Origin of the sequence: Parabacteroides sp. AF19-14, assembly GCF_003635485.1 — a bacterium.
Taxonomy (GTDB): Bacteria; Bacteroidota; Bacteroidia; order Bacteroidales; family Tannerellaceae; genus Parabacteroides; species Parabacteroides distasonis.
The window spans coordinates 1-7,967 of the sequence record NZ_QTMJ01000030.1 but is presented as its reverse complement, the minus strand read 5'-3'; the positions used below and the strand labels follow the sequence as shown (position 1 = coordinate 7,967).

The 7,967-nt window shown below is 40.9% G+C and carries 9 protein-coding genes and 3 pseudogenes; 5 read left to right on the top strand and 7 right to left on the bottom strand.

The genetic code is table 11. The features are described from left to right. Positions 1-65 (bottom strand): annotated as a pseudogene (locus DWX33_RS22965) (single-stranded DNA-binding protein); the annotation flags it as partial. A gap of 331 nt (positions 66-396) precedes the next feature. Here DWX33_RS22965 and DWX33_RS20290 point away from each other — a divergent pair. Both DWX33_RS20290 and DWX33_RS22645 read left to right on the top strand, forming a co-directional pair. After that, a complete protein-coding gene (locus tag DWX33_RS20290) occupies positions 397-594 on the top strand; it encodes a hypothetical protein (protein ID WP_007564676.1) in 198 nt (65 codons plus the stop codon). A gap of 218 nt (positions 595-812) precedes the next feature. Beyond that, complete coding sequence (locus DWX33_RS22645) at positions 813-974, top strand: hypothetical protein (RefSeq protein ID WP_005868748.1); 162 nt, start codon at positions 813-815, stop codon at positions 972-974. Between the two features lie 157 nt (positions 975-1,131). On the opposite strand, the pseudogene DWX33_RS20285 reads toward DWX33_RS22645, so the two are convergent. After that, positions 1,132-2,175: pseudogene (locus DWX33_RS20285) on the bottom strand (type II toxin-antitoxin system HipA family toxin); the annotation flags it as partial. A gap of 101 nt (positions 2,176-2,276) precedes the next feature. Between DWX33_RS20285 and istA the strand changes: the two are divergent. Together istA and istB are read left to right on the top strand one after the other, a co-directional pair. Further along, complete coding sequence (istA, locus tag DWX33_RS20280; protein ID WP_012055590.1) at positions 2,277-3,875, top strand: IS21 family transposase; 1,599 nt, start codon at positions 2,277-2,279, stop codon at positions 3,873-3,875. Between the two features lie 11 nt (positions 3,876-3,886). After that, positions 3,887-4,642: an IS21-like element helper ATPase IstB gene (gene istB / locus DWX33_RS20275; RefSeq protein WP_004288784.1), complete on the top strand. Its 756-nt coding sequence runs from the start codon at positions 3,887-3,889 to the stop codon at positions 4,640-4,642. Positions 4,643-4,731: 89 nt separating this feature from the next. On the opposite strand, the pseudogene DWX33_RS20270 reads toward istB, so the two are convergent. From DWX33_RS20270 to DWX33_RS20260, 3 genes and pseudogenes are all read right to left on the bottom strand, one after another. Beyond that, positions 4,732-4,971, bottom strand: a pseudogene (locus tag DWX33_RS20270) (HipA N-terminal domain-containing protein); the annotation flags it as partial. Beyond that, the gene (locus DWX33_RS20265) at positions 4,968-5,306 is read right to left on the bottom strand and encodes a helix-turn-helix domain-containing protein (RefSeq protein ID WP_005868750.1); all 339 of its coding nucleotides are present in this window, start codon (positions 5,304-5,306) and stop codon (positions 4,968-4,970) included. The gene DWX33_RS20265 and the pseudogene DWX33_RS20270, both read right to left, overlap by 4 nt. A 169-nt stretch (positions 5,307-5,475) precedes the next feature. Then, complete coding sequence (locus DWX33_RS20260) at positions 5,476-5,811, bottom strand: single-stranded DNA-binding protein (protein WP_005868751.1); 336 nt, start codon at positions 5,809-5,811, stop codon at positions 5,476-5,478. Positions 5,812-6,142: 331 nt separating this feature from the next. Here DWX33_RS20260 and DWX33_RS20255 point away from each other — a divergent pair, with 331 nt between their 5' ends. Continuing rightward, entirely contained in the window at positions 6,143-6,340 is a 198-nt protein-coding gene (locus DWX33_RS20255) for a hypothetical protein (protein WP_007564664.1), read from the top strand. 344 nt (positions 6,341-6,684) lie between these two features. Here DWX33_RS20255 and DWX33_RS20250 read toward each other — a convergent pair whose 3' ends face one another. Beyond that, positions 6,685-7,167: a DUF3990 domain-containing protein gene (locus DWX33_RS20250; RefSeq protein ID WP_005868753.1), complete on the bottom strand. Its 483-nt coding sequence runs from the start codon at positions 7,165-7,167 to the stop codon at positions 6,685-6,687. Beyond that, entirely contained in the window at positions 7,164-7,613 is a 450-nt protein-coding gene (locus tag DWX33_RS20245; protein ID WP_005868755.1) for a DUF3791 domain-containing protein, read from the bottom strand. The genes DWX33_RS20250 and DWX33_RS20245 overlap by 4 nt, the downstream gene beginning before the upstream one ends. Positions 7,614-7,967: the final 354 nt, after the last annotated feature.

The following is a 7,967-nucleotide window of genomic DNA, read 5'->3' as shown; positions in this document are numbered from 1 at the left end:
CTACGGATTTCTGCATCCTTACCGATAAAACCTGTTACTGCGAATGAATTTTCAATCTTTTTCATATCTCTGATTTTTTAGAAGTTAATTAATCAATTTTACAGTGCAATAACTGATTGTTGGCTTTGGGGGACACCATGAAAAAAGATATAAATACTCTTTTTATGCTGGCCGGAAAAAGGAAGATTTGTAACTTTTTTATTGGTGAAGATGGCAGCAAATAATTCGGGTTAAATACGCTTTTTATGCAAGGCAAAAAAAGGAAGATTTCAGACGAATAACAACGTGGTGTTTGTGAATCGTCCCCTTATCCCCGTAAAAGGGGTTAGCAACAATCTATATTTGCAACGGAAAATGATTTGACTTCCCTAAAAAATGATATGAAAAAGACAAAACTTGAAAATCAGCAACAGGTTTGGAAAGGATGCAAAAAACAACCGGTCAGACAGCAAGCATGGCACATTCCGAAAATATGGTCAGCCGCCTATCGACACACCGGAAGAAACCTCTGCAATTCCTTTTAAAAAAATGAAGCCGAAGAATGAAGCATACAATATTCCACGTATCGAAAAAAGTGACTGCACGATAAAATGAAAGGCTGCAACGGAAGAACAGACTTGCGGATTCTGCGGGGAGAACATAACCATACAGGCATACAGCCACTACAACTGTTTCCGGAAAAAGAAGATTATACAACCGGAAAAACAGAAAGGCATCCACTCGGAGAAAAGCAAGCAAACGATTGAAGCGGACTGCCGATTTAGCGGCGAAATATCCGACTACCTATATACAGCCCTAAAAGGCTGGGGCATATGGGTAAGCAACAGACTGCCGGGCAAATAAAAGGAGAGTGGCATAGCCGCCGGAAAGAGGTTGTCTCGATGTGGCCGAAGCTCCGAAAGCAGACCGGATATGCCTCTCTCCTTTGCCTTCCCCATTCCTGGATTTCACACAATCACGGAGCCTGCGAGTGACTATGAGAAATCCTGAAACGGGGACAGTCACTCCGCTGAAAGGGTGGGTGGGAAACATGTGACTTTCTCCAAAATAACAAATAGGGGTATAAAGATCTCAAAAGAAAAGAAAGCCGTTCCAGAAAAGACTGGAGCAACTATCACCATCTACTGTTCTTTAAGTTAATTGCAGCAAATCCAAATCATCAGTGACCAATCCATCCAATACATGTTGGATTTTATCAAATATAGCCTTATCTATGCCATACGTGGCGCATAACGATTGAAATTTGCTTACAGCATCGAACACCTGTAATATCTTCTTTTCGGGCTCCTCTACAAAATCCTCGGCAAAGTTGACGAAATCACTTGTAGTCAAGGCAGACCTTTTGCCCATCACGCCCATCGAATGAATGTGTGCTGAAGAATTTTCCCATGTATTTGCCGTGAACATTACATCATATGCAGGTGATAAACGCCATACCCCTGCCTTATCCATGATAAACGATATGTTCTTATTATGATCATCGGATATACCTGCGACATAATTAAATACCATTCTGATAAATATCTGATCTTTGTCTTCCTGGGGAAGTTTCAGAGTCTCTGCTATCCAACACAGCTTCATATAATCATCTGCACCCGGCATAATGGCCGCAAGGGTCTGACTAAAGAGCTTTTCTCCATTCTTACGATCAAATCTTTCCGTTACGAAATGATTTCTTCCATCAATTTCTTTCAGGAAGCATGGCATCATGTTGATTCCCGCCGCCTTTGCCATTTCGCTATATACCATTTCTATCTCTGTGGTAGGAGAGTCATCTGCTTCTTTAAATTTGATGATATACTGCTTAAAATTTTCAGGCAAATCCACCTGGCCGGAACGAAACTCTTCCGTTTCGAGATTATAGGCAATCACTGCCTTCGGGCGCATGCCACCGGCAGAAGTTCCAAGATATATCAACTTTTTCATCGTGAGGCTATCCTCCGGTGATATGACAGCAGCATCTCGATCATTATATATTTTAGAAGCCAAAGTTGCCAATGATGACATATTTACTGACTCATGGATGGCATCATCATTAAATTCCGGTTCAAATTCCAATGCTCCCATAGCCCTCTTGCCAATATAAGAGAGCTTCAATAGAGGCAATGATTCCGTAACCTTTATATTATTATCCGTGAGCCATTGGTCAAATAGGGAAGCCCCCCATTTGTCAGGATGTAGATACTAATTGAAAAGTGCGCCAATATTCCAGTTGAAAATTGCGCCACCATAGGATAAGTATAATGACCTTTGTATAATCCAAATGCAAAGGTAAAATGAAGACTATGGTAGAAAGACAATCAATAATACACATGTATAGAGTATGCGGTTATAGCAAACGGCGTATCTCTCGTGAACTTCATGTCAGCCGTCATACCGTTGACAATATTCTTTCAAAGTACGAATCAGCCATCCGCACGGACAATCCAGAAGAGGCTTTGAGTGATTTGCTTACCATCCAGCCCAGGTATGACAGTTCCAGACGCCGTCCTCGCCGGCTCACACAAGAGATTAAGGATAAGATAGGATTTTGCCTGAAGAAGAATGCCGTTAAGATAGCTACCGGACTTCGCAAACAGCGCATGTTGAAAAAGGATATCCACCAGTTTCTGTTATCTCAAGGATACACCATCAGTTACGCCACAGTATGCAGTTATATAAAAAATATAGAGTCATACAAAGAGAAGAAAAAGAGCGAAGCCTTTATCCGGTTGTTCTATGAGCCTGGATGCATTGCCGAGTTTGACTGGGGTGAAGTTCTTCTTTTTATTGACGGCGTCAAAACCAAGTTTTATCTGGCCGTATTCACTTTCGGGCATAGCAATGGCAGATACGCCTATCTTTTCAGGCATCAGAATACGCTTGCCTTCATGGAATCCCACCGTAACTTTTTCAGGGATATACATGGTGTCCCCGCCATGATGGTCTATGACAATATGCGTGTAGCCGTCAAGAGCTTTGTCGGTGGTGATAAGAAACCTACAGAAGCTTTGATGAAGATGTCCGGTTTCTATTGTTTTGAGTACCGTTTCTGTAATGTACGGGCCGGATGGGAGAAAGGACATGTGGAGCGCAGCGTGGAATATGTCAGAAGGAAAGCTTTCTGCCTGACAGACCATTTTGGTGATATACATTCTGCCCAGGAGCATTTAAACCGGGTATGTATGCAGGTCAACAACGAGCAAGGCAGTCTTTCAACAGCGGAGAAAACATCACGCCTGGAAGCTGACCTGTCATCGCTGAAGCCTTTTCCCGGTAATCTGGGCTGTTTTGAGGTCTATGAGTACATTGTGGATAAATGGTCAACTATCAGCATGAAAAATGTTCATTATTCCGTACCTGATTCTCTTGTGGGAGAAAAAGTACATGTCAAGGTTTATAGTGAAAAAATCGTCATCCTGTACGGGAAGGAGAAAGTGGCCTCTCATCAACGCAGTTATTGCGGTGGAGACTGGTGCATCAAGCTGGAGCACTATTTGCGTACACTTTCCCGTAAACCGGGGGCATTGCCCCACTCTGTGGTTTGGCAAAGAGCACCGGAAGAACTGAGAAGGCTGTATGACATCCATTTCAAGGAGGACAACAGGACGTTTGTTCTGTTGCTGGACTATGCCCGAAAAAATGGATTTTCCGGAACGGACATTGTCACGGCATGCAAGGAGCTGACCGGACGTGGTGTCAGAAAGATATCTCCGGACCAGGTAAAGGCCATGCTGCATGGTAGCGTACAGGGAGAGACAGAAGAAACCATGGAACCGCCTGTTCTCCCGGCACAACAGGAGAATATAGAAAGAGAAGCTGTGGATATGCTTGAAGGCATCACGGCGCTCATGACAGGATACAATGAAGTGCATGATATAATACCAACCATTTAAGTTTATAATATATGAAATCAGAAAAAGAAACCATTTATGACTATGCTGCAGAACTGAAGCTTCTGGCCTTTAAAGAGGAACTGGAATGCACCCTTTCATTGGCAGCTGAAGAAAACTGGAACCATCTGCAGTTCTTGACGGAATTGCTTGGAAAGGAAAGCGCCAGGAGAAGGGAGTGTAGAAGAAGATCAAGGATAAGATCTGCGGGATTTCCACAAATGAAGTATCTGCATGAGCTTGTTATGGAAGACATGCCCAAAGAGGCACAGGTAATATTACCTGAATTGGAGACACTGGACTTCATCAGACAGGGAAGAAACCTGGTCCTGTATGGAAATCCGGGAACGGGAAAGACGCATATTGCTACGGCTTTAGGAATAAAGGCCTGCCAACAGGACTTTACCGTATTGTTTACTTCAGTGCCGGTCCTGCTTACCCAGATAAGGGAGGCTAAATCAGCAAAGACACTGAGGACGCTACAATTAAGGTTTGAAAAATACGATCTGGTCATCTGTGATGAGTTCGGATATGTCAGTTGTGACAAGGAAGGAGGAGAACTGCTTTTTAACCACCTGTCGTTAAGAGCCGGAAAAAAGGCTACAATCATTACTACTAATTTGGCTTTTAACAGATGGAATGAAATCATAAAGGACAAGGTGCTTGTGGCGGCAATGGTTGACAGGCTTACACATAAAGCTTATCTGGTTAATATGACCGGACTGTCTTATAGGCTTAAGGAAACACAAAAAATGAGACAAGATAAATGAATATTTTAAACTTATAGTAATTTTGTAACAAGTTATGGATGGAGCTCTTTTCAATTAGAATACAGCGCACTTTTCAATTAGTATCTACAGTCAGGAAGCGCATCTGCAAGAAATTCCGGAAGCCCTTGATATAATTTATCTTTATTCCCATAGAAAGACGCAAACAAAGGGGTTCTCTTAGGGTGTGTGGAAGGGCATATATCATAATCTTGTTTCCTATATTCATCCGTAAATTGGAATACAGAACAATGCTTTTCAAAGTCCCAATTCAATTTGCCAATGCAAGTCCCCCACAGATATACATTCACTATAATCGGCTCTTTCTTCATACCATCTTACGTTTACCGTTAATTCTTTGTATTCTTTTACCTGTTTTTTCATTGATTAGGAAAGGGGAGTCTGGAAGTTCCGGAACCAAACCGACAACGCCTTCAAGAGTTCCACTTATACGCAAAATCTTAAGCAATGTACTTAGGGCAATATCACTTACTTTACAAGATTCTATTCTCTTAATAGTAACGATAGATACTCCTGCCTTATCCGCAAATTCTTGCTGGGAAAAACAGCAGCTAAGTCTTATAGACTTAACTCTCTTGCAGATTTCCTTTACAATACATTCATCTGAAAATTCGTATATTGTATATGTATCATATAATCTTTTCATAGAAAAACATATTTAGGTATCATTTTTGATACAAAAATACCGATAAATCTGAAAATCACCAAATTAAGAAACACTTTTTTTATAATCTTCTGCCGCATTAGCAAACGATTGAAGCGACCTTGTGCCGCTTCAATCGTTTGATTGCTTTTTCTTTTTAGTCCGGGGGTTCTTATTTTTCCGGAGTCGGGTAGAACTTAGTAGCTACCATCACAATGCGGTTACGTTTCTCCCCACTTTTAGAATCCGTCCATTCTTCCGGCTTAAAGTAGCCTTCAACGGTAATCAGTACATCTTTTTGCAGTATCCAAAAAGCATAGCGGTCTTCCATCTTACTCCAGGCTTCAACTTTCATAACAGAGGAAACAAATGTTTTTTCTTCATTTATCTTGCCTATGCGACTGACCACAATAGAGAAGTGTGCAACCTTTACTATTTCGAATAAATGGATTTCTGCATCCCTACAAATCCTGCCTGTTACTGCGAATGAATTTTCAATCTTTTTCATATCTCTGATTTTTTAGAAGTTAATTAATCAATTTTACAGTGCAATAACTGATTGTTGGCTTTGGGGGACACCATGAAAAAAGATATAAATACTCTTTTTATGCTGGCCGGAAAAAGGAAGATTTGTAACTTTTTTATTGGTGAAGATGGCAACGAATAATTCGGGTTAAATACGCTTTTTGTGCAAGGCAAAAAAAGGAAGATTTCAGACGAATAACAACGTGGTGTTTGTGAATCGTCCCCTTATCCCCGTAAAAGGGGTTAGCAACAATCTATATTTGCAACGGAAAATGATTTGACTTCCCTAAAAAATGATATGAAAAAGACAAAACTTGAAAATCAGTAACAGGTTTGGAAAGGATGCAAAAAACAACCGGTTAGACAGCAAGCATGGCACATCCCGAAAAGATGGTCAGCCGCCTATCGACACACCGGAAGAAACATCTGCAATTCCTTTTAAAAAAATGAAGCCGAAGAATGAAGCATATCATATTCCACGTATCGAAAAAAGTGACTGCACGATAAAATGAAAAGCTGCAACGGAAGAACTGACTTGCGGATTCTGCGGGAGAACATAACCACACAGGCATACAGCCACTACACCTGTTTCCAATAAAAGAAGATTACACCACCGGAAAAGCAGAAAGGCTCCACTCGGAGAAAAGCAAGCAAACGATTGAAGCGGACTGCCGATTTGGCAGCGAAATATCCAACTACCTATCTACAGCCCTAAAAGGCTAGGACATATGGGTAAGCAACAGACTGCCGGGCAGTCACTCCGCTGAAAGGGTGGGTGGGAAAAAACTAAGTGGACGCAAAAAACAACCTTACCATTGGGGGATAAACTTCCCCCTATTTTCACTTCACATATTCTTTACCCCACTTCAATTGATTCAACAAACTTCAACAACAAAGCGACTGTTACCGTATGAAATGAAAGCTGATTGAACAACTTATGCGCTTTCAGCATCTCAATAGCGGCTTCAGCCGTAACAACTCTCTGTTCATAAAGCCGAATTGTCGCATATAACTGGTCATTTGCGACAGGCCCCATTATTAGGTCATAGTCACCGTTTTCTCTTCCTCTGCGGTTGTTGACAACAAACTCCAGCCATTCTTTTGTCGCACCCATAAACCGAAGAACCGGATATTCCCTATCAAGAATATCATCGGGAACTTCATAAACAGAGACGATTGCTTTTTCGCTCTGTTCCCTGTTCTTCTTCAACAAAGCCCATTTTTTTGCTTGTTCAAAGTTGGTTGTCGTATAAAATCCCTTCCCAAAGTCCGTAGCCTTCCGTCCTTTCTGTATATTAGGGCGTTTCACGGTAACTGTAGATCCATGAAATAGTCTCATTTTCTTTTATTGATATAAGTCGTTATAGTATCTAATATATATTCGGGGTCTTGGGTATGAAGCATTTCAAAAGTCTCATCCAAAAAATCAAAAACCCCATAGTCCGAAAACAACAACAAGGTTTCTTCCGCACTTTGTTTCTTTTCCTCCCTATAATTCTCAATGCAGAACATCTTGAAAAGCAGGATCTTCGTGTCACCGTTATACCGTCGTTTTTCTTCTGTTTTTTCCTTCTCCAATGTTTCATAAAGCGACAATGTACTTGAATACCATAACTTGGTACTCTTATCCAGCAAAGATTTATACAACTTGGAAGAATATATATAATACAGTGCATCGCCTAAAGGCAATGCCTTTTTCTTCATGACCAGTTCTACCAGCTCTCTCATCACGAATGGGAGCATGGTTGAGTCAAGTTCTCCTTGATTTTTATGAGTAATTTCCATATTCTTGTTGTTATTACTTTAGCATATTTTCGAAAACACCTTCTTCACAGTTCTTTATACACACCTGACACTCGGCCACCACTTCTCTTAATATTCGGGCACATTCTTCATTCGAATGCCCTTGCAGTAATTCATAGGCATATCGCATCAGTTCATTAGCTTCCATTGTTTCCATCCTTATCAATAATATTCAAGTTCATCATTATTTTCTGCAACGACTCCATATTTGGAGTTCCTAACCAACACACACCTATGCAAAAGGTCATATTGTTCTCTGTATCTGAAAAACGCATATTGTTTTACCTTTTACAAACATTGTTGTCCCATTAAAATCTAAAAGAGTTCTTTGAAATA